The organism is Futiania mangrovi (assembly GCF_024158125.1).
GTDB lineage: Bacteria > Pseudomonadota > Alphaproteobacteria > Futianiales > Futianiaceae > Futiania > Futiania mangrovi.
Map to the genome: position 1 here is coordinate 108,676 of NZ_JAMZFT010000003.1, position 26,258 is coordinate 134,933.

General features: G+C 70.2%; 28 protein-coding genes and 1 tRNA gene. 12 read left to right on the forward strand and 17 right to left on the reverse strand.

Annotation, left to right across the window (positions count from 1 at the left end; translation table 11 throughout):
- Positions 1-258 precede the first annotated feature (258 nt).
- Together pcaD and NJQ99_RS13225 are read left to right on the forward strand one after the other, a co-directional pair.
- Positions 259-1,077, forward strand: coding sequence for a 3-oxoadipate enol-lactonase (gene pcaD, locus NJQ99_RS13220; RefSeq protein ID WP_269333341.1), 819 nt, complete (start codon positions 259-261; stop codon positions 1,075-1,077).
- A 16-nt stretch (positions 1,078-1,093) separates the two neighbouring features.
- A complete protein-coding gene (locus NJQ99_RS13225) occupies positions 1,094-2,290 on the forward strand; it encodes an MFS transporter (protein ID WP_269333342.1) in 1,197 nt (398 codons plus the stop codon).
- A 36-nt stretch (positions 2,291-2,326) separates the two neighbouring features.
- Here the strand turns inward: NJQ99_RS13225 and NJQ99_RS13230 are convergent, their stop codons facing one another.
- Together NJQ99_RS13230 and NJQ99_RS13235 are read right to left on the reverse strand one after the other, a co-directional pair.
- Entirely contained in the window at positions 2,327-3,103 is a 777-nt protein-coding gene (locus tag NJQ99_RS13230) for an SDR family oxidoreductase (RefSeq protein WP_269333343.1), read from the reverse strand.
- 104 nt (positions 3,104-3,207) lie between these two features.
- Positions 3,208-4,497, reverse strand: coding sequence for a chondroitinase-B domain-containing protein (locus NJQ99_RS13235; RefSeq protein WP_269333344.1), 1,290 nt, complete (start codon positions 4,495-4,497; stop codon positions 3,208-3,210).
- 144 nt (positions 4,498-4,641) lie between these two features.
- Between NJQ99_RS13235 and NJQ99_RS13240 the strand changes: the two genes are divergently transcribed.
- Positions 4,642-5,376 carry an SDR family oxidoreductase gene (locus NJQ99_RS13240; protein WP_269333345.1) on the forward strand — a complete coding sequence of 245 codons (735 nt, stop codon included), beginning with the start codon at positions 4,642-4,644 and terminating at the stop codon, positions 5,374-5,376.
- A gap of 4 nt (positions 5,377-5,380) precedes the next feature.
- Here NJQ99_RS13240 and NJQ99_RS13245 read toward each other — a convergent pair whose 3' ends face one another.
- The 4 genes from NJQ99_RS13245 to modA all read right to left on the reverse strand — a co-directional run bounded on the left by NJQ99_RS13245 (position 5,381) and on the right by modA (position 8,935).
- On the reverse strand, positions 5,381-5,950 hold the full coding sequence (locus NJQ99_RS13245) for a thermonuclease family protein (protein WP_269333346.1): 570 nt from the start codon (positions 5,948-5,950) through the stop codon (positions 5,381-5,383).
- Between the two features lie 425 nt (positions 5,951-6,375).
- A complete protein-coding gene (gene modC / locus NJQ99_RS13250; protein ID WP_269333347.1) occupies positions 6,376-7,491 on the reverse strand; it encodes a molybdenum ABC transporter ATP-binding protein in 1,116 nt (371 codons plus the stop codon).
- Positions 7,488-8,171, reverse strand: coding sequence for a molybdate ABC transporter permease subunit (modB, locus tag NJQ99_RS13255; protein ID WP_269333348.1), 684 nt, complete (start codon positions 8,169-8,171; stop codon positions 7,488-7,490). Before modB ends, modC begins: the two co-directional genes overlap by 4 nt.
- A 17-nt stretch (positions 8,172-8,188) precedes the next feature.
- On the reverse strand, positions 8,189-8,935 hold the full coding sequence (modA, locus tag NJQ99_RS13260; RefSeq protein WP_269333349.1) for a molybdate ABC transporter substrate-binding protein: 747 nt from the start codon (positions 8,933-8,935) through the stop codon (positions 8,189-8,191).
- A 160-nt stretch (positions 8,936-9,095) separates the two neighbouring features.
- On the opposite strand from modA, the gene NJQ99_RS13265 reads away from it, so the two are divergent.
- Entirely contained in the window at positions 9,096-10,316 is a 1,221-nt protein-coding gene (locus NJQ99_RS13265) for a CaiB/BaiF CoA transferase family protein (RefSeq protein ID WP_269333350.1), read from the forward strand.
- Here NJQ99_RS13265 and NJQ99_RS13270 read toward each other — a convergent pair.
- The 6 genes from NJQ99_RS13270 to NJQ99_RS13295 all read right to left on the reverse strand — a co-directional run bounded on the left by NJQ99_RS13270 (position 10,313) and on the right by NJQ99_RS13295 (position 14,093).
- Positions 10,313-11,116: an enoyl-CoA hydratase/isomerase family protein gene (locus NJQ99_RS13270; protein ID WP_269333351.1), complete on the reverse strand. Its 804-nt coding sequence runs from the start codon at positions 11,114-11,116 to the stop codon at positions 10,313-10,315. The two genes, NJQ99_RS13265 and NJQ99_RS13270, sit on opposite strands and share 4 nt — an antisense overlap.
- A 12-nt stretch (positions 11,117-11,128) precedes the next feature.
- A complete protein-coding gene (locus tag NJQ99_RS13275; protein ID WP_269333352.1) occupies positions 11,129-11,743 on the reverse strand; it encodes a LysE family translocator in 615 nt (204 codons plus the stop codon).
- Positions 11,744-11,782: 39 nt separating this feature from the next.
- Positions 11,783-12,568: a DUF169 domain-containing protein gene (locus NJQ99_RS13280; protein WP_269333353.1), complete on the reverse strand. Its 786-nt coding sequence runs from the start codon at positions 12,566-12,568 to the stop codon at positions 11,783-11,785.
- Positions 12,569-12,710: 142 nt separating this feature from the next.
- Positions 12,711-13,037: a hypothetical protein gene (locus NJQ99_RS13285; protein ID WP_269333354.1), complete on the reverse strand. Its 327-nt coding sequence runs from the start codon at positions 13,035-13,037 to the stop codon at positions 12,711-12,713.
- 93 nt (positions 13,038-13,130) lie between these two features.
- Positions 13,131-13,913: an SDR family oxidoreductase gene (locus tag NJQ99_RS13290; RefSeq protein ID WP_269333355.1), complete on the reverse strand. Its 783-nt coding sequence runs from the start codon at positions 13,911-13,913 to the stop codon at positions 13,131-13,133.
- A 104-nt stretch (positions 13,914-14,017) separates the two neighbouring features.
- A tRNA-Ile gene (locus NJQ99_RS13295) sits at positions 14,018-14,093 on the reverse strand.
- A 100-nt stretch (positions 14,094-14,193) separates the two neighbouring features.
- On the opposite strand from NJQ99_RS13295, the gene NJQ99_RS13300 reads away from it, so the two are divergent.
- Both NJQ99_RS13300 and NJQ99_RS13305 read left to right on the forward strand, forming a co-directional pair.
- Positions 14,194-14,838 carry a TetR/AcrR family transcriptional regulator gene (locus NJQ99_RS13300; RefSeq protein WP_269333356.1) on the forward strand — a complete coding sequence of 215 codons (645 nt, stop codon included), beginning with the start codon at positions 14,194-14,196 and terminating at the stop codon, positions 14,836-14,838.
- Positions 14,839-14,959: 121 nt separating this feature from the next.
- A complete protein-coding gene (locus NJQ99_RS13305) occupies positions 14,960-15,430 on the forward strand; it encodes a DUF2852 domain-containing protein (RefSeq protein WP_269333357.1) in 471 nt (156 codons plus the stop codon).
- Positions 15,431-15,501: 71 nt separating this feature from the next.
- On the opposite strand, the gene NJQ99_RS13310 is transcribed toward NJQ99_RS13305, so the two are convergent.
- A complete protein-coding gene (locus NJQ99_RS13310; protein WP_269333358.1) occupies positions 15,502-16,089 on the reverse strand; it encodes a GNAT family N-acetyltransferase in 588 nt (195 codons plus the stop codon).
- 167 nt (positions 16,090-16,256) lie between these two features.
- On the opposite strand from NJQ99_RS13310, the gene NJQ99_RS13315 reads away from it, so the two are divergent.
- Complete coding sequence (locus tag NJQ99_RS13315; protein ID WP_269333359.1) at positions 16,257-17,018, forward strand: hypothetical protein; 762 nt, start codon at positions 16,257-16,259, stop codon at positions 17,016-17,018.
- Between the two features lie 118 nt (positions 17,019-17,136).
- Positions 17,137-17,892, forward strand: coding sequence for a class I SAM-dependent methyltransferase (locus NJQ99_RS13320; RefSeq protein ID WP_269333360.1), 756 nt, complete (start codon positions 17,137-17,139; stop codon positions 17,890-17,892).
- 82 nt (positions 17,893-17,974) lie between these two features.
- On the opposite strand, the gene rpoD is transcribed toward NJQ99_RS13320, so the two are convergent.
- Both rpoD and dnaG read right to left on the reverse strand, forming a co-directional pair.
- Entirely contained in the window at positions 17,975-19,999 is a 2,025-nt protein-coding gene (gene rpoD / locus NJQ99_RS13325; RefSeq protein WP_269333361.1) for an RNA polymerase sigma factor RpoD, read from the reverse strand.
- 151 nt (positions 20,000-20,150) lie between these two features.
- Positions 20,151-22,160: a DNA primase gene (gene dnaG, locus NJQ99_RS13330; protein ID WP_269333362.1), complete on the reverse strand. Its 2,010-nt coding sequence runs from the start codon at positions 22,158-22,160 to the stop codon at positions 20,151-20,153.
- Between the two features lie 125 nt (positions 22,161-22,285).
- Between dnaG and NJQ99_RS13335 the strand changes: the two genes are divergently transcribed.
- The 3 genes from NJQ99_RS13335 to NJQ99_RS13345 are packed head-to-tail and all read left to right on the forward strand — an operon-like array spanning position 22,286 to position 23,576.
- Positions 22,286-22,432 carry an entericidin A/B family lipoprotein gene (locus tag NJQ99_RS13335; RefSeq protein ID WP_269333652.1) on the forward strand — a complete coding sequence of 49 codons (147 nt, stop codon included), beginning with the start codon at positions 22,286-22,288 and terminating at the stop codon, positions 22,430-22,432.
- 11 nt (positions 22,433-22,443) lie between these two features.
- Complete coding sequence (locus tag NJQ99_RS13340) at positions 22,444-22,707, forward strand: hypothetical protein (protein ID WP_269333363.1); 264 nt, start codon at positions 22,444-22,446, stop codon at positions 22,705-22,707.
- Positions 22,704-23,576 carry a pirin family protein gene (locus NJQ99_RS13345; protein WP_269333364.1) on the forward strand — a complete coding sequence of 291 codons (873 nt, stop codon included), beginning with the start codon at positions 22,704-22,706 and terminating at the stop codon, positions 23,574-23,576. Before NJQ99_RS13340 ends, NJQ99_RS13345 begins: the two co-directional genes overlap by 4 nt.
- A 7-nt stretch (positions 23,577-23,583) precedes the next feature.
- Here the strand turns inward: NJQ99_RS13345 and NJQ99_RS13350 are convergent, their stop codons facing one another.
- A complete protein-coding gene (locus NJQ99_RS13350; protein ID WP_269333365.1) occupies positions 23,584-24,216 on the reverse strand; it encodes a pyridoxamine 5'-phosphate oxidase family protein in 633 nt (210 codons plus the stop codon).
- A 4-nt stretch (positions 24,217-24,220) separates the two neighbouring features.
- Positions 24,221-24,679 (reverse strand): GatB/YqeY domain-containing protein, encoded by a 459-nt coding sequence (locus tag NJQ99_RS13355; protein WP_269333366.1) that lies wholly within the window; start codon positions 24,677-24,679, stop codon positions 24,221-24,223.
- A 235-nt stretch (positions 24,680-24,914) separates the two neighbouring features.
- Here NJQ99_RS13355 and carA point away from each other — a divergent pair, with 235 nt between their 5' ends.
- On the forward strand, positions 24,915-26,120 hold the full coding sequence (carA, locus tag NJQ99_RS13360; RefSeq protein WP_269333367.1) for a glutamine-hydrolyzing carbamoyl-phosphate synthase small subunit: 1,206 nt from the start codon (positions 24,915-24,917) through the stop codon (positions 26,118-26,120).
- Positions 26,121-26,258 lie beyond the last annotated feature (138 nt).

Sequence of the window (26,258 nt, forward strand, 5' to 3'; positions counted from 1 at the left end):
CACCCCGGCCTCCCGGAGCCGTCGCATCGCCGCAGCGCATGGCTGCGTTGCCGCCAAGGTAGAGCGCCGCGCCTCCGCCGGCAATTCGGCAATTCGATGCACCGGCACACGCGAATGTTGTGCGTGGCGAGACCTGCACGGGCGGGGCTTCAGACCTGCCCGCGCGCCGGCTTGGGCCGGGGTGCCGGTTCGGACTAGAGTGGTTGTCGGCCCCGCCGCACGCAGGGCCCTGCAGAGGCACGAGGGAGGGCTGTCCGCATGCAGTTCGTGTACGCCAATGGCGTAGCCTTGCATTACCAGGTCTTCGGCGCGGCCGAGGATCGCCCGGTCATGGTCTTCGTCAACTCGCTTGGGACCGACTTCCGCATCTGGCGCGACGTGATCGTGAAGCTGGCGGGCGAATACTCCTTCGTCACCTACGACAAGCGCGGCCATGGCCTGTCGGACGCGACGCCGGCGCCCTATTCCATGGACGACCACGTGGCCGACCTCGTCGCGCTGCTCGAACACCTGAAGGTGCGCGACGCCATCGTCTGCGGGCTTTCGGTCGGCGGGCTGATCGCGCAAGGCCTCTACGCCGCGCGCCCCGACATGGTGCGGGCGCTGGTCCTGTGCGACACGGGCCACAAGATCGGCACCGACGAGCTTTGGAATTCCCGCATCTCCGCCGTGAGCCAGGATGGCGTGAAGGCGATCTCCGGCGGCATCCTGGAACGCTGGTTCACCGCGCACTTCCGCCGCGCCGACAACCCGGACTTCCACGGCTACCGCAACATGCTGGAGCGGACGACCATCGACGGCTACACCGGCACGAGCGCGGCGATCCGCGACTGCGACTTCACCGCGGCCTGCGCGAAGGTGAAGGTGCCCGCGATCTGCGTGGTGGGGGAGCAGGACGGCTCCACCCCGCCCGCGCTGATGGCGGAGACGGCGGCGCTGATCCCGGGCGCGCGGTACGAGGTGATCGCGGACGCGGGCCACCTGCCCTGCATCGAGCAGCCGGACGCGCTGGCGAAGATCATCCGCACCTTCGTGCGCGAGGCGGGCGTCGACGGCCCGCCCGTGCAGGCCCGCTGAGGACGGACGCCGCCCCATGACCGCACTGGCTCCCGACCTCGACACGCGCCACCTGAGCCCGACGGCGATCCTTCTGAACATCGGGCACGCGATGGACCATTGGATGATGGTGGTCTTCGCCTACACCTGGGGCGTGATTGCGGGCGTGTGGGGGACGGAGTGGACGGAACTGACGCCCTACAACTATGGCGCACTGGTGATGTTCGGCGGGGGCTCCATCGTGTCGGGCAGGCTCGGCGACCTGTGGGGGCGCTGGGTGATGATGGTGATCTTCTTCGCAGGCATGGGCGCATCCGCCCTCGTCATCGCGCTCTGCACCAATGCCTGGCAGATCGGGGCGGCGCTGACGCTGATGGGCGCGTTCGCCTCGATCTACCATCCGGTCGGCATCCCGATGCTGGTGCAGAAGGCGCGCAAGGCGGGCATCGTGATCGGCGTCAACGGGCTTGCGGGGAACATGGGCATCGCGATCGCGGCGGGCGTCTCCGTCTTCATCGCGGAGCGGTTCGGCTGGCAGATGGCCTTCATCCTGCCGGGCGTGATCTGCCTTATTTGCGCGGTGGCGTTCGTCCTGCTGGTCCCGCGCGAGACGGAGGCCCCGGCGCGTCGCGCGAACAAGCTGCTCGACATGCCGCGCGCGACCATGGCGCGGGTGTTCGCGATCATGACGCTGACCGCCATCACCGGCAGTGTGATCTTCAACTTCACCACCAGCGGCAACGGGGAGCTGCTGCGCGCCCACGTGGCCGAGGCCGCCGCCGACCCCGCCCTGCTCGCCACCATGTTGTTCGCGATCTTCGCCGCCGCCTCGCTCGCCCAGATCGTCGTGGGCAAGCTGATCGACGCCTATCCGCTGAAGCGCGTCTTCCTCGGCGTGGCCGCGTTGCAGGTGCCTCTCTTCCTCATCGCCGCGCAGGTCGAGGGCTGGGCGCTGTTCGTCGTCGCCATCGGCTTCATGCTTCTGGTCTTCGGCGCGGTGCCGTTCACCGACGCGATGATCGTGCGCTATGTCGACGACCGGATGCGCTCGCGCGTGACGGGGATGCGGCTCGCCATCGGTTATGGCGTCAGCTCGGCCGCGGTCGCCCTGCTCGGCCCCAGCGTGAAACTCGCGGGCTTCCCGACGATGCTGACGCTGCTGGCGGGGCTTGCGTGCGTGACCTTCCTCGCGGTCATGTTCCTGCCCGCCGACCCGCCGCCCGCCAAGGAGTGAGCGGAGCACCCCGCGCCCCGCGCACCCCCGGCGCGCTCAGATCACGACAGGCACACTCGCCCCGTCCATCGGGATCGAGACGCCGGTGAGGTAGCTCGCCTTCTCCGACGCGAGGAAGAGGACGGCGTTCGCGATCTCCTCCGGCTCCGCCCAGCGGCCCATCGGGATGCGGGCCACGGCACGCGCGCCCGCCTCCTCCACCGTGATGCCCTGGAGACGCGCCTCGGACGCGAGCCCCTGCGCCACGCGGCCTGTGTTGGTGAGGCCGGGACTGACCGCCAGAACCCGCACGCCCGACGCGGCATAGGCGCTGCCGAGGCCCGCGGTGGCCAGCATCAGCGCCGCGTTCGCCGCGCCGCCCGCGAGGTGCGTGGGCGAGGCGACCTTGCCGCCATTGCCGATGACATTGACGACGACGCCCTTGCCGCGCGCCGCCATGAGCTTGATGAGCGGGTCGATGACGTTGATGTAGCTGAAGAACTTCGCGTCCATCGCGCCGCGCCATGCCTCGGGCGTCAGCTCCGGCGCGGGCGTGCGCTTGGCCGCACCGGCGCTGTTCACCAGCACGTCGAGGGGACCGAGCTTTTCCTCCATCGCCTGCACGGTGTCGAGGGCGGCGGCCGCGTCGGTCAGGTCGGCGGCGTGGCCCACCGCGCCGGGCAGATCCGCGAGTGCCGTGTCGACGTTCGCCTGCGAGCGGGAGACGATGCCGACCTTCGCCCCCTCGGTGAGGAAGGCGCGCGCGCAGGCGAGCCCGATGCCCTTGCTGCCGCCGGTAACCAATACGCGCTTGCCCTCAAGACCCAGATCCATCCCCGTCTCCCTCCCGCTTTCGGGTGATTGCCGCATGGCCCTTAACTAGCGCGCGGGAACCCGCCGCGCACCTGCGAATCGCGGGAGGCAGGCCCCGTGCGGCCTCAGCGAATGGGAAGGCTGGGTGCGAAGGGGCCGTGACGGCGGATGAGCTCCTCGGCGACGATGCAGCGCCCGGTGCCGGCAATGGCGCCCGGCGGCGAGGCGTCCGTGTAGGGATGGCCGCAGAAATCGCGCGAGCCCACCGGCATCGGGGGCGCCCCCGCCGGGCGCGGCAGAACCTCGGAGACGGTGAAATCGCCCTCCCGCCAGCCGGGGAACCAGGCATCGACGCGCGTTGCGCCGAGGCCCGCCGCCCCACCCGCGACGAGGTTGCCGCGTGCCTCGGCCCGCCCGCCGTCGCGCCGGGCGATGCGCCCGCCGATCAGGTTGTTCTCGATCCGGGCCGAGGTTTCGGGGAAACGCGCATCGATGCCCGCGGTACCCAGGAAGGTGTTGCCGGCGACGAGAGCGCCCTCCGCCTCGTTCAGATAGAGGCCGGGCTCGCCCGGACAGTGCAGCACGATGTTGCCGGCGACCGTCATGTCCACGGCCTCCGGGCAGTTGCCGGTGTTGCAGGGCGTGCGCGGATCCTCCACCCCGCCGCCCGTGCCGCCGCCGCCGAGCGACAGACCGACCCGGATGCCGCCCCCATGGAGGGAGGCGCAGACGACGAGATTGCGCAGGAAGGCCCCGTTCCGCGCGCCGCCTTTCAGGAAGGCCGCGTAGCTGACCCGGTTGCCGCCGTCCTTGGCGAAATCGGCGATGACGTTCTCCGCCACCAGCCAGTCCTGACCGCCCACGATGTCGATGGGAGTGACGGGCGCGTCGGTCGCGCGCGGGGTATCGTTCAGGAACACGTTGCGCTCGATGCGCACGGCGTCGGGGAAGCGGCGGGGGCTGCCCTCCCCGTTGCCCTTTATCGCGGCGTGGAAGTTGCGGAAGCGGTTGCCGCGCACGACCGTGCCGTCGGCCCCGCCCGCGATGTGCAAGGCATGGTGGCTGTCGGGACCGCCCTCGAAATCGATCCCCTCGATCACCCAATGGGCGCCGGTGATCTTGAGCAGCGTCACGCCCCCCGTCGCCAGAACGGTCTGGCCGGGCACGCGGGCGCGCAGGACGATGGGCGCATCCGCCGTGCCGGAGGAGGAGGCGCGCAGGCCCCGCGTCTCGTAGCGGCCGGGTGCAAGTTCGATCACGTCGCCGGGTCCGGTGCGGGCCAGCACGCGCGCAAGTTCGTTCGGCCCGTCCACCGCGGTCTCCGCCGCGCAGGCGGCGGCAGGAATCGCGAGCGCGGCAAGACAGAAGAGCACGCGCACACGCCGGAACACGCGCTTCTGCATGGCACCTCGCATCGTCGCCTCCTTCCGGCCACGCACAAAACCCGTTCGAGCATTGCAGATCGCAGGCCCCGGCGCGAGACCCGCGGGCCGTGCACGGCGCGCCAAATCGGTGTAGGTGATGGGACAAACGCACACATCGGACGCGAGGCCATCGGCATGATCAAGGCGGTACTGACCGGACACAGCAAGGGACTGGGCGCAGGAATCGCGGAGGCGCTGCTCACCCGCGGCGCCGCGGTCATGGGCATCGCGCGCAGCGCCGCGGCGGACGCCAAGGCCAGGCACGGCGACCTGCTGCACGAGGTGGCGCTCGACCTCTCCGACCTCGGCGCGGCGGCGGACTGGCTGGCGACGCCGGAGCTTGCGCGCTTCCTCAAGGGCGCGGAAACGGCCCTGCTCATCAACAATTCGGGCGTGGTTAGCCCGATCGGCCCGGCGGGCACGCAGGACGCCATGGAGACCGCGCACGCGGTCAGCCTGAACGTCGCGGCGCCGATCATGCTGGCGCAGGCCTTCATCGCCGCGGCCGACGGGATTGCCGACCGGCGCATCCTCCATGTGTCGAGCGGGGCGGCCCGCAGCGCCATCCCCGGCTGGAGCGTCTATTGCGCGACCAAGGCGGCACTCGACCACCACGCGCGCACGGTGGCCGCCGACGCGCTGCCGGGCTTGCGCATCACCAGCCTCGCCCCCGGCGTGATCGACACCGACATGCAGGCGCAGATCCGCTCCACGACCGAGGACCAGTTCGTCATGCGCCAGCGCTTCGTCGCGCTGAAGGAGGAAGGCCAGCTTGCGAGCGCGCAAGCCTGCGGGGAACGGCTCGTCGCCTACATGCTGGGCGGGCGCTTCGCAGCCGATCCTGTGACGACGCTGAGCGAGGTCGGCTGAGGCGTCAGAGCCGGGTCTCGCAATAGCCCGGGAACGGCAGCATGCGGGAGGCCGGCACCTCGTCGCCGGCATAGCGCCCGCGGCTGTAGCGCGGGCAGTCGCGGGCGAGACCCGCCGCCACAATCAGGCGGGCGACGTCCTCTTCCTCGACGAAGCAGCGGCCGACGGTGCGGCCGTAGCGGTCGCGCCCGCGATCCTCGCAGGTGACGGTCTTGCCCTGCACCAAGGCCGCCATGCGCGCGCGTGACGCCGCCCCGCGCGCCTCGTCCAGTTCCGGCGCGGCGATCCCGTCGAGACGCACGCGGCGCCCGGCAACCACCAGCGTATCGCCGTCGACCGCGCGGGCACGGCCGGAGAATGTCTCGGCCGCGGGCTGCACCGCGTCTTGGATCTGCGGCCCCCAGAAGTGGCCTGCGCCCGTCAGCCCGGCGAACAGCACGCCGAGGATCGCCACGCTGCGCACCGTCGGCGCGAAGAGCGCACGGGCAAGCCGCCGCCCGAGGCGCCCGCGGGGACGCACCCGGCGCGGCCCCTGCCGTGCGAAGGGCACGACATTCCTGCTGCGCTTGCGCATCCTCACCGCTCCGCCAGCTGCAATCCTGATCGTCAAGATTGCAGTCTAACCATACTGCACTTTTAACGTGTATGGTTATTGCGGCCTCTCCACCCCTCGCGCAAACACGTATGACGTTGCGTCACCCGTTCGCGGGCAGCGCATTGCGCGGTAGACTCGCCGGCGAGGCTCGCAAGGAAGATCCAGAAACGGGCCGTCGGGGGAGGCATTTGCCGCGTTCGCGCCAGGCAGCAACCCGCCCACGCTGCGCCATCGGGCGCGTGTGCGCACAGGGTCTGCCCGGTGCACCACATCCGGAACGCCGCGGGCTGCGCTGGAGCAAAGGGATTCGCCCGCCGCGATGCGCCGGAGGCGTCACGCCGCATCCCTGCAAACTGCCGGTCCCGGTTCGCCGGGGCCGGCCTTTCTTTGCGGAACCTTCGCCGTCAGCGCCCGGATGCGAGCGACCTGCTCTCGAACGCGACGCTCTTCATCAGGGCGTGAACCTTCATGCCCGTCCGCAGGCCAAGCTCTGCCACGGCAAGGCGGGTCAGACGGGCGCGCAGCCGCCCGCCGCCCACGTCGACCAGCACCTCGGCATAGGCGGTGCCCGGCTCCTCGACCAGCTGGATGACGGTGCCGCCCAGCACGTTGCGGATGCTGATGCCCTGCGGCGGGCCGAGCGTCAGCGCCACGTCGCGGGCCCGGATGCGCAGCCGAACGGTCTCCCCCACCGGTACCGGCGCGCGCGGAATGACGATGCGCTGGCCGGCGAGGTCGAGCAGCGTCAGGTGATAGCCGGCGTCGTGCCCCGCGACGGTCGCGGTGAGGATCGTGCCCGCCTCGAACCGGCCCGCCGCAGGACCGAGGTCGAGACGCTCCAGCAGCACGTCCAGCGCCCCTTCGGCCACGACGCTGCCGCGACCCATAAGGACCGCGCGGTCGGCCAGCCTGGAGACCTCGGCGATGTCGTGGCTGACATAGACGATGGGCAGTTTCAGACGTGACGGCAGGCTCTCGATATAGGGGAGGATGTCTTCCTTCGACATGCGGTCGAGCGCCGACATGGGCTCGTCCATCAGGAGCAGGCGCGGCGCGGCGAGCAACGCGCGCCCCACCGCCACCCGCTGGCGCTCGCCGCCCGACAGCGCCTCGGTCGTCCGGTCCATGAGGGGGGCAAGACCAAGCAGGTCCACCACGTCGTCGGGCGCGAGGCGGGCCTCCGATGCCGCGCGCCCGGCCCGCCGCCAACCGTAAAGCAGGTTGCGCCGCACGCTGAGATGGGAAAAGAGACTCGCCTCCTGGAAGACATAGCCGACCGCACGCCGGTGCGGGGGCACGAAGACGCCGGCGGCATCGTCCTGCCAGGTCTCCGCACCGACGCGCACGCTGCCGCCGAGGCGCGTGAGGCCGGCCATGCAGCGCAGGATCGTCGTCTTGCCGCACCCGGAGGGACCGAACAGCGCGGTGATGCCGCGGGCCGGCGCCGTGAACGCAACGTCGAGCGCGAAGCCGCCGATGCGGCCCGCCAGGCTGACGGCGACACTCCCCTCCCCGCTCATGCGCGCCGCCTCCCGAAGCGCCGCTCGAGAGTCATCACCGCGAAGATGACGAGGAAGGAGAAGATCAGCATGCCCCCCGCCAGCACATGCGCGTGGCCCCATTGCAGCGTCTCGACATAGTCGTAGATCGCGATGGAGAGCACGCGCGTCTCTCCCGGGATGTTGCCGCCGATCATCAGGATCACGCCGAACTCGCCCACCGTATGCGCGAAACCGAGCACCGCACCGGTCAGGAACCCGGGGCGCGCGAGCGGCACCGCGACCGTCCAGAAGCTGTCCCAGGGCGAAGCGCGCAAGGTGGCCGCCACCTCCAGCGGACGGTCGCCCGCCGCCTCGAACGCATTGCGGATCGGCTGCACGACGAAGGGCATGGAGTAGAGGATGGAGCCGATCACCAGCCCCTCGAAGGTGAACGCGAGCGAGCGGGCGCCGTAAAGCCCGGCGACCCATCCCCCCGGTCCGTCCGGCCCCAGCAGAATCAGCAGGTAGAAGCCCAGGACCGTCGGCGGCAGCACCAGCGGCAGCGCGACCAGGGTCGCCACCGCCTCCTTCCACCGCGCGCGAGACCGGGCGAGCCACCACGCGATGGGCGTGCCGAGGATGAGCAGCGCGACCGTGGTCACGAGGGCCAGCGCGAGGGTCAGGCGGATCGTCGGCCAGAGGTCGGCGAGGAGTGGCATCGGTCCTGGCGTCCGGATTAGTCGTAGCCGTAGCGGGCCACGATCGCTCGGCCCTCCGGCGCCACCAGGAAGTCGAGAAAGGCGCGCGCGGCCCCAGGATCGGCGGCGCCGGAGAGCAGCACCGCGTCCTGCGCGATGGGCGCATGAAGTTCCGCCGGCACGAGCCAGCGCGAGCCGCCCTCCACACCCGCCACCTGCGAGAGCGCGACGAAACCCGCCGCCGCGTTGCCCGTGGCGACGAACTGGTAGGTCTGCGTGATGCTGGTGCCCTGCACGATCCGGTCCTTCACCGCCTCCATGACGCCGAGCGCCTCCATCGCCTCCACCGCCGCGGCGCCATAGGGTGCAGTCAGCGGATTGGCGATGGCAATCCGGTCGAGCCGCCCTTGCCTCAAGCTCTCCGGCCCGGTCACCACGCCCGGCTCCCGACTGTAGAGCACGAGGCGGCCCGTGGCATAGGTCCGCTGGGTGCCCGCGACGGCGTAGCCTTCGTCCACCGCGCGCGCGGGCCGCGTCCGGTCGGCGGCGAGGAAGACGTCGAACGGCGCGCCCTGCGTGATCTGGGTGAACAGCTGCCCCGTCGCGCCGAAGCTCAGGATCACGCGATGGCCGCTCGCCGCCTCGAACGCGCGCGCGATTTCCTGCGCCGCGGAGGTGAAGTTTGCCGCGACCGCCGCGCGCACCTCGCCCGCCGCCGCGGGCGCCGCCGGAAGGAGCAGCGCGGCGCACAGGAGAAGGGCGGCCTTCATCGCATCGTGTCTCATGCATGCAGCCTAGCGGATTTCGCGCGCGGCGTCCGCGCCCAGCCATGCGGGGACCGCACGGGTCCCCTTCGGCGCGCCCGCGGTGCATTGACCCCGGCGTGCGCTCCCGGCCACTCTCTGCGGCGCAAAGGCGGCAAGACCGGACGGGAGCGTGACAGACATGGCAGCGACGGGCGCGGCGGACAAGGCGAAGCCGATGGCGGGGGTGCTGGTGCTCGACTGCGCGACCTTCATCGCGGGGCCGACCTGCGCGACGCTGCTGGGCGAGTTCGGGGCCGAGGTCATCAAGGTCGAACTGCCGGGCACGGGCTGCCCCTTGCGCAAGTTCGGCACCATGACGGAAGTGGGCGCGAGCCTGCCGTGGCTGTCGGAATCGCGGAACAAGAAGTCCCTCACGCTCGACCTGCGCACGCCCGGGGGCGCGGACATCCTCAAGAGACTGGCCGCGCAAAGCCACATCCTGATCGAGAATTTCCAGCCCGGCACCATGGAGGGCTGGGGGCTGGGCTGGGAGGACCTGAAGGCGGTCAATCCCGCCCTCGTCATGGTGCGGATCACGGCCTACGGCCAGACGGGGCCCTATCGCGACCGGCCGGGCTTCGGGCGCATCGCCAATGCGTTCGGCGGCATCTCCTACCTTGCGGGTGATCCCGACCGGCCGCCGGTGACGCCCGGCAGCGCCACCCTGCCCGACTACATGTCGGGCCTCTACGGGGCGCTGGGCGCCATGATGGCGCTGCGCGTGGCGGAGCGGACGGGCGAAGGCCAGGTGGTCGACCTCGGCCTCTACGAATCGATCTTCCGCATCCTCGACGAGCTGGCGCCGGCCTATGCCTACAATGGCACGGTGCGCGAGCGGATGGGTCCCGGCACGGTCAATGTCTGCCCGCACTCCCACTACCCGACGGCGGACGGGAAATGGATCGCAATCGCGTGCACCAACGACAAGATATTCGCCCGCCTCGCAGCCCTGATGGGCCATCCCGAGCTTGCGGGCGAGGGCAAATGGGGCAAGACGGCCGACCGGCTGGCTGCGCGGAGCGAGGTCGACGCCTTCGTCGCAGACTGGACCGCGCGCTACACGGCCGCCGAACTTCTGGAGATGTGCGAGGGCGGGCAGGTGCCGTGCGGGCGGCTTCTCTCCATCGCGGAAATCTTCGAGGACCCGCAATATGCCGCGCGCGGCAACATCGCGCGCATGGCGCACGCAGTGCTGGGCGAGGTCGCGGTGCCGAACGTGGTGCCGCGCCTGATGGGCACGCCGGGAGAGATCGAGAGCCTCGGCCCCGAACTGGGCGCCGATACGGACGCGATCCTGGAAGACTTGCTCGGCCTCGGCGCGGAGGAGCGCGCGGCACTGAAGGCCAAGGGCGCGATCTAGCCGCCGTCCTTGCCCCCCTTCCGGGCCGTGCGCGCCGCGCGTTCGGCCTTGAAGCGGGCGATTTCCGCCTGCGGCTCCCCGCTCGCGAAGGCTTCGGCCACGAAGCCTTCCGCCGCCGCGACCGTCTCCACGAAGGTCTTGCCCGGCAGCGCGTGCATCCAGCGCTTGCTGAGCGCGAGCGCCAGCGGCGGCTTTGCCGCAAGGGCGCGGGCGGCCTCGATCGCCGCGGGCAGAAGCTGCTCCAGGGGCACGACGCGATGGACGAGGCCCAGCGCCAGCGCCTCCTCCGACCCGACGAGACGGCCCGTCAGGCTCATCTCCGTCGCCGGGCCGAGGCCCATGGCCCGCGTCATTACCCAGGGGCCGAGGATGCTCGGAATGCCCACGTTCACCTCCGTCTGGGCAAGCCTTGCCTCCGGGCAGGCGAAGCGCAGGTCGGCATGGAGCGCGACCTGGAAGCCTGCGCCCGCAGCGATCCCGTTAAGGGCGACGACGAAGGGCTTGGAGAACGCCTGCACCGCCTGGTAGATCGCGCCCACGTCGCGGATCCATGCCGGCGCGCTCGCGGCGTCCAGCGCCTCCAGCTCGCCCAGGTCCTGGCCCGACGAGAAGGCCTTTCCGGCGCCAGTCAGCACCAGGGCGCGGACCTCCGCATCCGCGGCGAGCGCGGCGAGGCGATCGCGGAAATGCGCCCGCTGCGCGGCGTCGAAGGCGTTGAACACCTGCGGGCGGTTGAGGGTGAGAACGGCGATCCCGTCCTCGCGGGTCTCCAGCAGCGGCGAACCTCCGGCCCGTGTCATCGGCGCCCCCCCTCAGCGGCGCAGCACGGCAAGGCCGACGGCGGCCCCGCCGAGGATCAGCGACAGCGCCCGGTTGCGCACGCGCGCAAAGCGCAGGCTCGCCGCCAGCCGCCCGAGGCGCGAGGCCGCGAGCCCGTAGCCCGCGACGCCCGTCGTGAACACCGCCTGGAAGGTCAGCGTCAGGATCAGAAGCTGCGGCGCGACCGGGGCGGAGGCGTCGATGAACTGCGGGAAGAAGGCCGCGAAGAAGACGAGGCTCTTCGGATTGGTGGAGGAGACGAGGAAGCCCTGCAGGAAGCCCGCGGCCCCGCGCGCGGGCGGGACGGCAGCTCCCTCCTCCCCCGGGGCCGCGCGCCACAGCCGGATCGCGAACCAGACGAGATAGACCGCGCACAGCCAGCGCAGCACCTCGAACGCCTCGCCCATCAGCGCCAGCACCGAGGCGAGGCCGAAGGCGGCCGCGCACAATTGCAGCGCGATGGAAAGGCTCGCCCCCGCCGTGACGGAGAGCGCCGCGCGCACCCCTTGCGTCCCGCCGACCGCGACCACGAGGCCGACGACCGGTCCGGGCACCATGACCAGAAGGCCGACGGTCAGCAGATAGGTCAGGTAAAGCTCGACGCTCATTGCAATGCGCCTTTCAGACCGGGGGAACGCGCCCCGTTCTCACGTGCCCGCGGGCGGCGCACGGTCGGGATAGCTCGCGGCCATGCCGGCGCGCACGTCCTGCTGGATGCCGTATTGCGGGAAGGGGTAGCGGAAGCCGTTCTTCGCCAGCGCCTCCATGCCCTCGACGGCCTTTGCGAGATACTCCGGCGGCGAGGCCATCAGCATCTCGTCGTCGAGGACGCCGCCGTAGCGCCGCTCGGCAAAGCAGGGGATCGACAGCGACGGCTCCCGCTTGCTGAGCGCGCGGCCCCAGCTGTCGGCGCAGGCGCTCTCGCCCACCACGCCCCAGTTGAAGTTGCGGTAGCCCGACCATTGCATGCCGTTGATGAGGTACATCATCGCGCCGGGGGTGGCGTAGAACAGCACGATGTCCGGGGGGTCGAGCCGTCCGCTGGCGACGGGCGAGACGGCCAGCGCCTCGTACCGGCCGTCGGGAACGCAGTGCATCGCGGCCTGGTGGGCGGTCGCGTCCTCCACGGTCTCGAACCACACGCCCTTCATGTGCTGGCCGGAGCGCCACTCGTCCGTCTTGGCGTTGCCGAGGCCGACGACCGCGCGGCACTGCGCGCCGACGAGATCGTCTGCCGTGATGCCCACCGTCCAGCCGAGGCGGGAGGCCTGCGCCACCACCTGGTCGAGCGTGTGCACGGACTTCGGCCGGCGGATGCGGGGGATCGCCTCCATCTCCGCGCGGTCCTCGAACAGCTTCATGCCGAAGGGAATGGAGCGCAGCTTCAGAAGCCGCTCCAGATCCTGGGCGAGCTTGCGGATGTCGACGGTCACCTGGCCCTTGCCTCCCACCTCTGACGGGCGGTTGGCCCGCCCCTGTCCTGTCTCCGCGGAAAGCCTAGCGCGCGGGGCCGCGGTTCTCCAATCCCCCGATGGAGTATGCCCCCCGCGCGGCTGTCATGCGGACCGCGCGGGCTCAGGCGTGGCCGGATTGGGGGGAGCGGCGCGGGGCGCTCTCCATCGCGTCGAGCGCATCGTCCAGAAGCTCGCGGGCAAGACGCGCCGTCACAGGCTGCGGCGCGTGGATCATGGCGGCACGGATCGCGGTTGCCATCGCCATGGCCTGCAGCACGTCGCCATTGCTCGTCTCGCCCCCGATCGCGAGGTCGCGGTCGAGCGCGGAGAGGATGAGCGAGACAAGCTGCGAGACGCGCACGGGGTCGCCCGTCTCCTCGTGCAGCGGAAACTCGATGTCGAACACGTCGCCCGTCGCCGTGCGGGCGCGATAGGGCATCCTCGTCATTCCGGTCTCCCTGCTCTGCCTGGCCTTGCCTGCGGCACCGCCGCGATCTCCGGGGAAACTGTCGCGCACGCCGTGCGTTTCAATCCCCCGCGCTCACGCCAGCCCCAGCTGCGCGCCGACCTGCGACCAGCCCCCGTCCGCCATCACGATGGAGCCGCTGACATAGGACGCGGCGGGCGAGCCGAGGAACAGGCACACGTTCGCCACGTCGTCGGGCGAGCCCATGCGCTTCAGCGGCACGGCATTGGCGGCCTTCTGGCGGGCCTCCTCGGTCGGGGCGAGACGGGCCATGCCCTCGGTCCCGTCGATGGGTCCCGGGATCACGCTGTTGACGCGCACCCCCTCCGGCCCCCACTCCACCGCGAGCGTGCGCGTCACCATGTCGACGCCCGCCTTCGCCGCGCAGACGTGAAGCTGGAAGGCCATCGGGATCACCGCCTGCGGGGCGGAGATGTTGATGACGCTGGCTCCGGGCTTCCTGAGATGCGGGTAGGCCGCGCGCATCACGTGGAAGGTGCCGAGGAGGTCGATGTCGACGACCGCCTTGAAGCCGTTCGGGCTGATCCCCATCGCAGGCGCGGGGAAGTTTCCGGCAGCGCCCGAGACGAGCACGTCGACCGGCCCCGCCGTCGCGGCGAAGGCGTCGAGCGCGGCCTTCACCGCGTCCGGGTCGCGCACGTCGAAGACATAGCCGAGGCCGGGCCCGGCGGGGCCTTCGAGGCTCGCGGCGGCGGCCTCCACCTTCTCCGCCTTGCGGCTGCCGACGCCGACATGCGCACCGGCGCGCGCGAACGCCTGCGCGATGCCGAGGTTGATGCCGCTCGTCCCGCCCGCGACGAAGACGTTCGCGCCCGTATAGTCGAAACTGGCCTTCATGTGCCCCCTCCCCTGTCGATTTCCGCGGAGGCGCACGCGGGCCCCGCACGTTGCGAGGGTGCCTGCCCGGCGGCGGGCCTGTCCATGGAAAAGCGGAAGGGAACTGGTGGGTCCGGCAGGATTCGAACCTGCGACCAGACCGTTATGAGCGGCCAGCTCTAACCGCTGAGCTACGGACCCCACCGGAACGTTTCGATAGCAGAAGCGCGCGCGCGCGCAAACCGGCTTCGGGCGCCCTGCCGCTTGCGGGCCGGGCGGTGCGCGGCTAAGTCTCGGCGCCATGAGCGGCACCGACGGCGAGGAGCGCAGCGGCGAGCGCAAGAGCTACCATCACGGCAACCTGCGGGAAGCCCTGGTGGAGGCGGCGCTGTCGCTGATCGAGGAAAAGGGGCCGTCGGGCTTCACCATGGCGGAGGCCGCGCGACAGGCCGGCGTCTCCCCCGCCGCGCCCTATCGCCATTTCGCAGGCCGCGAGGACCTGATCGCGGAGGTGGCCCGGCGCGGCTTCGCGATCTTCGCAGAGGCGCTGGAAGGGGCCTACAATGACGGCCAGCCGAGCGCGCTGTCGGCCTTCACGCGGCTGGGCGATGCCTATCTCGCCTTCGCGCGCGCCCATCCCGGCCACTACATCGCGATGTTCGAATCGGGCGTGAAGATCGCCGGGAACCCCGAACTGCAGCCGGTGGCGGACCGCGCGCTGTCAGTGCTGACGCGGGCCGCCGCGCGCCTGTCGGAGCGGCTGCCGCCCGGAAAGCGCCCGCCGCCGAGCATGGTCGGCTATCACATCTGGGCGATGAGCCACGGCGTCGTGGAACTGTTTGCCCGCGGTGCGCCTGGCACGCGCGCGCCCTTCTCGCCCGAGCACCTGCTGGAAAGCGGCGTCGCGATCTATCTGCGCGGGCTGGGTCTCATCCCGTCGGACTGAACGGCCCCCGCGGGCCGCTGGCGGAAAAATTCTCCAGCACCCCCTTGCGAAGCGGTTTGCAGCGGCTACCTATGTTAATGTGAATAACATTCACATAGAACCACAAGGGAAAGGGATACCAATGCGCTCGCCAAAGGAGGTTCTGATACAGGCGCGGGACTGGCTCGACGGTCACGGGAAACTGGCGTGGATCGGCGCCATGGTTCTGGGCTTCGTCCTGTTCTGGCCGATCGGGCTTGCACTTCTGGTCTACATGATGGGGACAAATCGGATGTGGTCTTGCAGCAAGGAACGGCGCGCGTGGCGCCATGAGCGCCGGGGCATGCGGATGCAGAACACCGGCAACGTGGCCTTCGACACCTACCGCGAGGAGACGCTGAAGCGGCTCGAAGAGGAGCAGGCGGCGTTCGAGGCCTTCCTCGACCAGCTGCGCAAGGCGAAGGACCAGGCGGAGTTCGACCAGTTCATGGCCGCCCGCCGCGCCGGAACCGCGCCTGCCCCGCGCCGGGAGGAGCCGCGCGACGATACGGGCCGCGAGGATTGGGGCCGCGAGGACCGGGGCTACCCGGGCGCAGCACCGCAGCCGGCCTGACGCTCACCCCTTCGCAGCGATGCCCCCGGCCCTGACCCAGGCGCCGGGGGTCTTCATGTGCGGTGGAAGGATCAGAGCGTGCGCATCCAGAATTGCATGGGTTTTTGCGTTTCCTCCGCATCGCCCACATCGCGCCAGCCGAACTGGCCGGCGAGCCCCGCCACAGGTGCATAGCCACGCTTTCGCCAGAAGGCATCGAGCGGGGTATAGTCCGCTGGCCGCATCGGGTGATCGTCGGGCCGCACCACGGCGCAGAAGGTCGCGACGGAGCAACCGAGCGTGCGGGCGTGCGCCTCCCGCCGGTCGAAGAACGCATGGCCGATGCCGCGTCCCCGGTAGGCGGGCAGCAGCACGGACTCGCCGAAATAGAAGATCCCCTCGATGTCGTGGCCACGCTCCCGGAACGGCTGCACGAAGGCGTCCAACTGGCCCGCCATCGGCGCCCCCGTCGCCACGCCCACGATCCGGTCGCCGTCGAAAGCGCCGACGATCACCGCGCCATCCGCCGCGGCGAAACGGGCCACATAGCCCGCCTCATAGTCGAGCGTTCCCTCGTACAGATATGGAAAGTCTCGGAAAACCTCGATCCGCAGGCGCGCCAGGGCGGGCAGCGCGGCGGTGAGGTCCGCACCCGTCAGTGGCTCGACGCGCAGGCTCATCGGCAGCCCTCCCTCTCTTCGCATCCCCTGCCAGTTCCGCATAACCCGACAGGCCGGGCGGCGAAAGCCCCAGTGCGGGAAGCCAACCCCGACTGTTTCATTCTTGCACACATACGACGGTATGGTGTTAACTGGCCGGTGGCTATTGGCGTACTGGGGAGTTTTCCATGGCACAGCTTGGCGATATCGCGCCCGCACCGGCGGGACCGGATTTCACGAACGGAACGGATGGCGCGGACTTCACACTTCCGCCGGCGGAACCGGAGGCGCCCACGCGCACCTCGCGGTTTTCCGGGCTCACGGTGATGAACCCCGGCCAGCCGCCGGGCAATATCGGCACGATGACGCACCAGCTTGCCGGGCAATATGGCGTGAACCCGGAGTCCTATGGCCGGCTGGTGATGATCGAATCGACCGGCAATCCGGCTGCGCACAACACCGGCACCGACGCCCGCGGCCTGACGCAGCTGACCCCGCCGATCCGCGCGAAATACGGCGCGGGCGACGGCTTCGACGCGCACACGAACCTGCGGGCGGGCCTCGACTTCATCACCGGCGACGTGCTGCCATCCCTGTCTGCGGCGACGGGCATCCCGCAGAACGAACTGACGGCCGTGCACGTCTACCTGTCGCACCAGCAGGGCGCGACCGGCGGACCGCTGCTGATCAATGCGGCGAACGCCGACGATCCGCGCCCCGCATGGCAAGTGCTGCAGGAGGGCGTGAACGACCTGCGCCGGGAATGGGGCAGACCGCTGATGACCGCGGAACAGGCGCAGGCGACCATCCGCCGCAATCTGCCGCCCGAAGTGCGCGACCAGACCGCCACGATCACCGCGGGCGATTATGTGGACATCTGGACGCAGAAGTTCGGGGAGCCGGCCGCCTCCACCCCCTTCCTCGCGCAGGGGGCGAACGCGGGCACTTAACCCCCTGCCTCATCCGACAGAACGGGGCGGCCCCCAGGGGCCGCCCCTGCTTGCGTTTGCGGGCTGCCAGCGCTTGCGCTATGAGGCAGCAGGACCGCACACGACCAGGAGCCGGAGCATGGACGACCTCGCCCTTCTCGTCGACCTGCACCGGGAGGGCGCGCGCCAGGGACCCGGCGGAGACGCGGAAACGCGCCTTGCCATCGCGCTGTCGGGCCTGCGGTCAGGCCGGAACCTGAAGATCGCCGACATCGGCTGCGGCACGGGCGCATCGGCGCGCATACTCGCGCGCGACCTCGATGCGACGGTCGCGGCGGTAGATTTCCTGCCAGAGTTTCTTGCGGAACTCGACGCCGCCGCGGTGCGGGAGGGTTTGGGCGACCGGATCGAAACGCTGGAAGCCTCGATGGACGCGCTGCCGTTCGACGACGCCTCGCTCGACGCGATCTGGTCGGAGGGAGCGATCTACAACATGGGCTTCGCGGCCGGGATCCGCGCGTGGCGCCGTTTCCTCAAGCCGGGGGGCGTGCTGGCGGTCTCGGAACTGACCTGGCTCACGCGGGAGCGGCCGGACGAGCTGACCGCGCACTGGATGCAGGAATACCCGCAAGTCGATGTGGCATCGGCAAAAATCGCGCTTCTGGAAGAGAACGGCTACACGCCCGCCGGCTATTTCGCCCTGCCCCGGACGTGCTGGCTCGACAATTACTACCGCCCGATACAGGCGCGCTTCGGACGGTTTCTCGCGCGCCACGCGCACTCGGACGCCGCGGCGGCGATCGTGGCGGCGGAAGAGGCCGAGATCGCGCTTTACGAACGCAACGCTGCCTTCGTCAGCTATGGTTTCTACGTGGCGCGCAAGACCGGCGACTGAGGCAGGGGGCGCCAAGACCCGCAACGAGAAAGGGGCGGCCCGGTAGCCGCCCCTTTTCGCGTTCGACGAATCCCGACGAGGCTCAGTTGTCCAGGAACGAGCGCAGCTTGCGCGACCGGCTGGGGTGCTTCAGCTTGCGCAGCGCCTTCGCCTCGATCTGGCGGATGCGTTCGCGCGTGACCGAGAACTGCTGGCCCACTTCCTCGAGCGTGTGGTCGGTGTTCATGCCGATGCCGAAGCGCATGCGCAGCACACGCTCCTCCCGCGGGGTGAGCGAGGCGAGCACGCGGGTGCAGGTCTCGCGCAGATTGCCCTGGATCGCGGAGTCGATGGGCAGGACCGCGTTCTTGTCCTCGATGAAGTCGCCAAGGTGGCTGTCCTCCTCGTCGCCGATGGGCGTTTCGAGGGAGATCGGCTCCTTGGCGATCTTCAGGACCTTGCGGACCTTTTCCAGCGGCATCTGGAGCTTTTCCGCCAGTTCCTCCGGCGTCGGCTCCCGCCCGATCTCGTGCAGCATCTGGCGCGAGGTGCGCACCAGCTTGTTGATCGTCTCGATCATGTGCACCGGGATGCGGATCGTGCGCGCCTGGTCGGCGATCGAGCGCGTGATCGCCTGCCGGATCCACCACGTCGCATAGGTGGAGAACTTGTAGCCGCGCCGGTACTCGAACTTGTCGACCGCCTTCATCAGGCCGATGTTGCCTTCCTGAATGAGATCGAGGAATTGCAGGCCGCGGTTCGTGTATTTCTTGGCGATGGAGATGACGAGACGCAGGTTCGCCTCGACCATTTCCTTCTTGGCCTGACGCGCCTCCCGCTCACCCTTCTGGACCGTCTGGACGATGCGCCGGAACTCCGAGATGCGGATGCCGGTCGCCTGGCCGACCGTCGCCACTGTCTCGCGCAGCTCGGCGATCTTGTCGGCCTCCCTCTCGATGAAGGCCTTCCAGCGCGTGCCCTTCTCCGCGATCCGCTCGTTCCAGGTGGGGTCGAGCTCGGACCCGAAATAGGCGTCGAGGAACTGCTGGCGGTCGATGCGGTGCGCGTCGGCGAGGCGCAGGAGCTTGCCTTCCGCGCTCATCAGCTGCTTGTTGATGGCGTAGAGCTGCTCGACCAGCGCCTCGATCCGGGCGTTGTTGAGGTGCAGGGAGGTGACGAGCTCGACCACTTCCTTGCGCAGGGCGAGGTAACGCTCCTCCTTCTCGGGCGGGAGCTTGCTCTCGCCCTCGAGCGCGGCCTCGATCCGCTCCTCCTGGAGCTGGCGCAGTTCCTGGTAGATGGTCGCGATCTGGTCGAAGGTTTCGACGACCTTGGGCTTCAGCGCGGCTTCCATGGCCGACAGCGAGAGGTTGTTCTCGTCGCCGTCGTCCTCGTCCTCCTCACCCGGAGCGCCCTCGGCGGTCTCCTCCTCGGTGTCCTCGTCCTCCTCGCCCTCGCCGTCGCCGCCGACCATCTCCTTGCCGAAGGTCGCGTCGAGGTCGATGATGTCGCGCAGAAGCACCCGGCCCTCGGCCAGTTCGTCGCGCCAGACGATGATCGCCTCGAACGTCAGCGGGTTCTCGCAGAGGCCGCCGATCATGGTGTCGCGGCCGGCCTCGATGCGCTTGGCGATGGCAATCTCGCCCTCGCGCGACAGAAGCTCGACCGAGCCCATCTCGCGCAGGTACATGCGGACCGGGTCATCGGTGCGGTCGAGCGCCGTCTCGGAGGACTTGGTGGCAACCGCCTTGCCGCGGGGACGCGCCTCCTCGGCCTCGTCGCCGCTCTCCTCCTCCTCGGCCTCGTCGCCGTCGACGACATTGATCCCCATGTCGGAGAGCATGGCCATCACGTCCTCGATCTGCTCCGACGAGACCTGGTCGGAGGGGAGGACGTTGTTGATCTCGTCATAGGTGATGTAGCCACGCTCCTTCGCGCGGGCGATCATCTTCTTCACGTTCGCGACGCTGAGGTCCAGGATCGGGCTCGCACCCTCGGCCGCGTCACCCTCGGGCGCCACTTCGCCGTCGCGGGCCTTTTCCTTCGCCTTGGCCTTCACCTTCGCCGCCGCGCCCTTGTCGGGCGCCGGGGCCTTGACCTTCACATCCTTCGCCGCGTTCACAGCCATAAACGCCTTCTCCACACTCGCCGGACCCGGAACCGCCCCGCACCGCGGACCGTCCGATCCCTTGAACGAACGCGCCCCCGAGCTTCCTGCCGGAGCCCGAGGGCCGCGTACCTTGTCTACCTATGATGCGTACCGCTGACGTGCCACCTCGTCACGTACGACCCGCATCCTCGATCTCCATCGCCCTGATCTGCGCCTGCAACGCGGTCAGACGCGCGAAGTTCTGGTCGGACATGTCTTCCGCCAGCCGCGCCTCCGCCTCCCTGAGATCCGCGCGAAGCATCTGAGCCTGCTTGTGCCGGGCGATTGTCCGCCGCACCGTCCGCTCCGCACCGTCAAGGTCGACAGGCCCCGATCGTCTTGCCCCCAATGCATGTCCCGCTGCCGACACACGCTCCGCAAGGCCGGCCACTCCCAACCGTGTCAGATGGCGCAAAAGACCGGGAGCGTCAAGGTCTCCGCCCCCCTCGCCTGCACTTTCCTGCAAGCCGCGGTGTCCGTCGGACGCGCTGCTGGCCTCCAGCGCGACCGACAGCAGCGCATCGCGCAGGGCACCGTGGTCAGGCACCGAGAGGTCGAGCGCGGCGAGGTCGTCCGCCAGCGGCTCGACGAGTTGGGGATGATCGAGCAAGGTCGCGAGGATCAGCACCTCGCGGGGGGCATCGGGATTCGCGCCCGAGAGCGCGAGGCGGCTCGCCCGCAGCGACGGGCTCGCATCGGGCCAGAGCGTTGCCGGTCCCGTGCCCTGCCGCCTGTAACCGCCTGGGCCACGCATGCCGCCAGGTCTGCTTCTGCCGGGCCCTCCGCCCCTGCCCCCCTGCCCCCAGCCCGCGCCGGCGCCCTTGCCACGCGGGGGGCCATCGCCCTGCCGCTGCGGCCGGAACAGGCTGTCGAGACGGGCGCGCAGGTCGGACTGGTAGAAGCCGCGCACGCTTGTATCCGCGATCTGGCCCGCGGCCTGGTCGAGCCGTTTCGCAAGGTCCGCGCGCCGCTCCGGCGTGTCGAGCGGAGACAGATCCCGCTCCCGCTCCCACAGCACGTCCACGAGAGGCCGGGCCGCCGCGATCACGGACTCCATGGCCGCACGGCCTTCCGCGCGGATCAGGTCGTCCGGGTCCTGCCCGCCCGGCAGGAAGGCGAAGCGGAAGGAGCGCCCGGGCTCCAGCAGCGGCAGCGCGCGGTCGAGCGCACGGCTCGCCGCCCGCAGGCCCGCCGCGTCGCCGTCGAGGCAGAGCACGGGCTCGGCCGCCGCGCGCCAGAGCAGGCGCATCTGGTCCTCCGTCAGCGCGGTGCCGAGTGGGGCGACCGCGTGGTCGATCCCGGCCTGGGCGAGCGCGATCACGTCCATGTAGCCTTCGACCACCAGCACGGTCCCGGCGTCGGCGGCGGCGGCGCGCGCGGTGTTGAAATTGTAGAGGACGCGCCCCTTGTGGAAGAGCGGCGTGTCGGGGCTGTTGAGGTATTTCGCCTGCGCGTCCGACCGCATGGCGCGCCCGCCGAAGGCGATGACGCGGCCGCGCGCGTCGAGGATGGGGAACATGATCCGGTCGCGGAACCGGTCGAAGGGATTGCCGCCCCCCTCCGGCACGATGGAGAGCCCGGCCTCGACGAGTTGCGCGACCTCCACGCCCTTCGCCTGCAGGTGCTGGGTGAGCGCGGTGCGGGTGCCCGGCCCAAAGCCGAGGCGGAAGCGGGCGACGGTCGCGTCCGTCAGCCCCCGCCCCTCGGACAGATAGGTGCGGGCGTGGGATGCGGACGCCGTGCGCAACTGCCCCTCGTAGAAGGCGGCCGCCATCTCCATGATCTCGGCCAGGCCCGCCTTCTGCCGCTCCGCCTCCCGCTGGCGGGGGCTTTCGGCGGGCACCTCGAGCCCCGCTTCGGCGGCAAGTTGCTCTACCGCCTCGCGGAAGCCCATGCCCTGCTTCTCGATCAGGAAGGTGATGGCGTCGCCTTTCACCCCGCAGCCGAAGCAATGGTAGAAGCCCTTGCGCTCGTCCACGTGGAAGGACGGCGTCTTCTCGCCATGGAACGGGCAGCACGCCCACCAGTCCTGCTTGCGCGGGTTCGACTTGCGCCGGTCCCATTGCACATGCCGCCCGATCACGTCGTGCAGGGACACGCGCGCGCGCAGTTCGTCGAGGAAGGCGGGACTGAGGCTCATGGCCTCAAGATGGCGAACCGGACCGCCGCCCGCAACGCGAAACGCTTGCCTCGGCCCGTGCGATCTTCCATCTATCGTCCTCGGGATCGCTTGCGACAAGGAGTGCGAGGACGATGGCGCAACGCATGGTGCGGACCGGTCTTCTGGCGCTGATGCTGCCGGTGCTGCTGGCGCTCGGCGGCTGCAACACGGTCGAGGGGCTGGGCCAGGACATCAAGAAGGGCGGCGAGGCCGTCGAGGACGCGGCGTCGTCCGTGAAGAAGAAGCTCTGAAGGCGCCCGGCGTGAAGGTCGACCTGCCGAGCCTGCTGGTCCAGGGCGCGAAACTTCTTGCGCTCTGCCTCGTCGTCGGTCTGGTGCTGGCCTTCCTCGGCCTCGACGACCCGTGGGAGGTCTGGGGCCGGATCATGCGCGCGGTCACCGACATCTTCGAGAATTTCGGCGACTGGGCGCGCTGGGCCTGGGGCTACATCCTGCTCGGCGCAGGCATCGTGATCCCGGTGGTGCTGATCCGCCTCGCCCTGCGGATGACGCGGCGGGGGCCGTGAGCGCCATCGCGCTGACAATCCCGGCGCGCGCCCGCGACATCGGCGGCTTCGCGGTGGGGCGCGTGCTGCCCTTCGCGAAGCGGCGAATGGTCGGGCCCTTCCTCTTCCTCGACCACATGGGACCGAAGGACTTCGCGCCCGGCGGGGGCATCGACGTCGGCCCGCACCCGCACATCGGGCTGGCGACGGTGACCTATCTCCTCGACGGCGTGCTGATGCACCGCGACAGCCTGGGCGTCGAACAGAGGATCGCGGCGGGCGACGTGAACTGGATGACCGCGGGGCGCGGCATCGCCCATTCCGAACGCACGCCCGCGCCCGAACGCGGCGCTGGGCACCGGCTGCACGGGCTGCAGTCCTGGGTGGCGCTGCCGGCGGCGGAGGAGGACTGCGCGCCTGCCTTCGTCCACCACCCGGCAGCCACCCTGCCCCGGATCGCGCAAGCGGGCGCGCGGGCCGTGCTGATCGCGGGCCGCGCGTTCGGCGAGACGAGCCCGGTGGCCTTCCCGGCACCGATTCTCTATGCGCACGTGACGCTGGAACCGGGCGCGTCTCTCCCCCTGCCGGAAGCCGAGGAACGGGCGGCCTATGTCGTCGCGGGCGCGGCGGCGATCGGCGGCGAGAGGGTCGAGGCGCGACACCTGGCGGTGCTGACGGAGGGGGCGCACACGCTCACGGCCCCCGCAGACGGCCCCGGCGCGACCGTCATGGTGCTGGGCGGCGCGGCGTTTCCCGAAGGCCGGCACATCTGGTGGAACCTCGTCGCCACGGACCGCGGGAAGATCGAGGCTGCGAAGGACGCCTGGCGCGCGGGCACCTTTCCGCAGGTGCCGGGCGAGACGGACGCCATCCCCCTGCCCGAGGCCTGAGCGCGCCTCAGGGAACCAGCCAGCGGCCCTGCCAGTCCGACCCGTCCCAATCGAAGCGCGCGCGCCGGTGCCCGGTGAAGGCGATATAGAGCCATTCGAGGCGCACCGCCTCGATCACCACGGCGGCGAAATGGGCGCGGCCCGCGTCTGTTTCCTCGGCGGTCTGCTCGTTCGTCTCGAACTGCGGCAGGAAGCCGGGTGTGGGGACGTCGCTGGGCGTGCCGGGCCCGTCGACCGCGAGATAGCAGCGGCGCGAAAAGACCGCCGTGTTCTCCCATGCCGCATCGGCCAGCGCATCGTCGGCGTGCACGCGCGCGGTGCCCGTCAGGCGCACCTGTACCTTTGCCGCGGGATCGTAGAAGTGGATCGCGACGCGGGGGTCGGCTGCAATCTCCGCCACCTTGTGCGAGCGGGTATCGGTATGGAAGCGCACGGTGCGCCCCCCGCGGTCTACCCCGCGCAGGATGACGGTCCGCACCTCCGGCCCCGAGGGCGTGAGCGTGCCGACCGACGGGTGATGGAAGCCGTGGCGGCGGTTGCGCACGCCCTGCCCCATCATGTCCCACGCCGCGTCCAGGACGGCGCGCAGGTCGGAATAATGCGCGGGCTGCCGGCGGTAGCCGGGCACTGCGTCCGCCATCGGCTCAGGCGCCGCAGAGAATCGACTTCACCCGCCCGCTCGCCTTGCCGACGTCGAGACGTCCGGGGAAGTTCTGCTTCAGCAGGGCCATGACCTTGCCCATGTCCTTCACGCCCGACGCGCCAACCTCGGCGATGGCGTCGCGGATCGCGGCCTCGACCTCCTCCTCCGACAGCGGCTTCGGGAGGAATTCCTCGATGATCGCGATTTCCGCGCGCTCCCGTTCGGCCAGTTCGAGGCGGCCGCCCTCCTCGTACATGGAGGCCGATTCCTGCCGCTGGCGCACCATCTTCTGAAGCACGCCGAGGATCTCCTCGTCGGTGATGCCGGTCGTGCGATCCTCGGACCGGACGGCGATGTCACGGTCCTTGATGGCCGCGATGATCAGGCGCAACGTGCTGACGCGCGTCGGCTCCTTGGCCTTGATGGCCGTCTTCAAGGCGGAATTGATCTCGTCACGCATGAGGTTAAGCCCCCTGGGGACCGGGTCCGGTCGCTCAAAATGGCGCGCACCATACATAAGTGCCTCCGCCGGGGCAAACACACTTGCTGGCGCCCTCCGTCCTCAGCCGCTTGACGGGGGGGCGCCCGATGCCTAGTTATGCCGCCGTTTGCGAACAGGAAACGCAAGGGCCCAGTGCGCCAGCCTGATAGGGCGGGCGCGCGGGCACGCGGCCACATCCTTGAGGAGGTTCGGCATGGCGACGGCGGGCGAAGCAGCAGCGGCCCCGGCACCGCGCGCACGGCTCTACGCGGGCGGGCGCACGATCACGGCGGTGCTTGTCCTCGAGGATGGCACGGTGTTCGAGGGCTACGGCGTCGGTGCGACCGGGGAGGCGGTGGGCGAGGTGTGCTTCAACACCTCCATGACCGGCTACCAGGAGATCCTGACCGATCCGTCCTATGCCGGGCAGATCATCACCTTCACCTTCCCCCACATCGGCAATGTCGGCACGAACGGCGAGGACATCGAGGCGCAGACGCCCTTCGCCCGCGGCTTCGTGATCCGCGCCGACATCACCATGCCGTCGAACTGGCGGGCGGCCGAGGCGCTGGGCGGCTGGGCGAAGGCGCGCAACCTCATCGGCATCTCGGGAATCGACACGCGCGCGCTGACCCGCCTGATCCGGGAACGCGGCTTCCAGAACGGCATCGTCGCCCATGCGCCGGACGGACAGTTCGACATGGCCGACCTGAAGGCGAAGGCCAGGGCGTGGCCAGGCCTCGTCGGCATGGACCTGGCGCGCGACGTCTCCGCGCTGCAGACCTATGAGTGGGACGAGACGCGCTGGCGCTGGCCGGAAGGCTATGGCCGGCAGGACACCCCGGTCCGCCACGTCGTCGCCATCGACTACGGCGCCAAGCGCAACATCCTGCGCTGCCTCGCCGACCTCGGCTGCAAGGTGACGGTCGTTCCCGCACAGGCGAGCGCGGACGACATCCTGCGCCATGAACCCAACGGCGTGTTCCTGTCGAACGGCCCCGGCGACCCGGCGGCGACCGGCGTCTACGCGGTACCGGCGATCCGAAAGGTGCTGGAGACAGGCGTGCCGGTGTTCGGCATCTGCCTCGGCCACCAGATGCTCGCGCTGGCGCTGGGGGCGAAGACGGAAAAGATGAAGTTCGGCCATCACGGCGCGAACCACCCGGTCAAGAACGTGGAGACGGGCCGCGTCGAGATCACCTCGATGAACCACGGCTTCGCGGTCGCGCGCGACAGCCTGCCGTCGGGCGTGGTGGAGACGCACCGCTCGCTCTTCGACGGGTCGAACTGCGGCCTGAAGGTGGAGGGCCGCCCGGTCTTCTCGGTCCAGTACCACCCTGAGGCGAGCCCCGGTCCGCAGGACAGCCACTACCTCTTCGAGCAGTTCGTCGAGGCGATCGACACCCGGCGCGGCGCCTGAAAGGGCGCGGCGCTTTCCGCAATCACCCCCGCGGGGCTTCCCTTGGTTCCCGAAAGGGACTAAACAGCCCCGCACATCCGACCCAGGGGACGAGGCATGACACCCGACAGGCTGGAGAGCGAGACAAGCGCGCAGGAG